2 protein-coding genes are annotated in these 408 nt (G+C 57.4%); one reads left to right on the top strand and one right to left on the bottom strand.

What is annotated here, in order from left to right:
• A partial coding sequence (locus tag AAEY83_RS12990) for an EAL domain-containing protein (protein WP_351059342.1) occupies positions 1–231 on the top strand: 231 nt, incomplete at its 5' end.
• A 3-nt stretch (positions 232–234) separates the two neighbouring features.
• Here the strand turns inward: AAEY83_RS12990 and AAEY83_RS12985 are convergent.
• A complete protein-coding gene (locus tag AAEY83_RS12985; protein WP_351059345.1) occupies positions 235–396 on the bottom strand; it encodes a hypothetical protein in 162 nt (53 codons plus the stop codon).
• Between the last annotated feature and the right edge of the window lie 12 nt (positions 397–408).

The following is a 408-nucleotide window of genomic DNA, read 5'->3' as shown; positions in this document are numbered from 1 at the left end:
ACCAACGACCGTGCCGTGGTGCAGGCGATCATCGGTTTGGGCAAAGCCATGGGACTGACGGTGACGGCCGAAGGCGTAGAGACCGAGGAGCAACTGGCGATTCTCGGTAAAGATCAATGCAACGAGGTGCAGGGTTATTTCATGAGTCGGCCGATCGACAAGGCGGCTTTTGCTGATCTGCTACGGGCTTCGCGACTGTCGCTAGTGAGCAAAAAAGGTCGGGTGACGTGAATATCAGCCATCGCTGGCAACGCGGACCTTGCCGCTGAACACGCGGAAACCGAAGGTGTTGTAGGCCAGGGTGATGGGGATCAGCACGGCGAATCCGACCAGCATGAAGATCTGGCTGTTGGGGCTTGATGCTGCTTCGCTCAAGGTCAGATCCGGCGGAATGATGAAGGGATACAG

It is taken from the genome of Psychrobacter sp. TB20-MNA-CIBAN-0197 (assembly GCF_040309765.1).
Taxonomy (GTDB): Bacteria; Pseudomonadota; Gammaproteobacteria; order Pseudomonadales; family Moraxellaceae; genus Psychrobacter; species Psychrobacter submarinus.
This window is presented reverse-complemented; position numbering and strand designations above follow the sequence as displayed.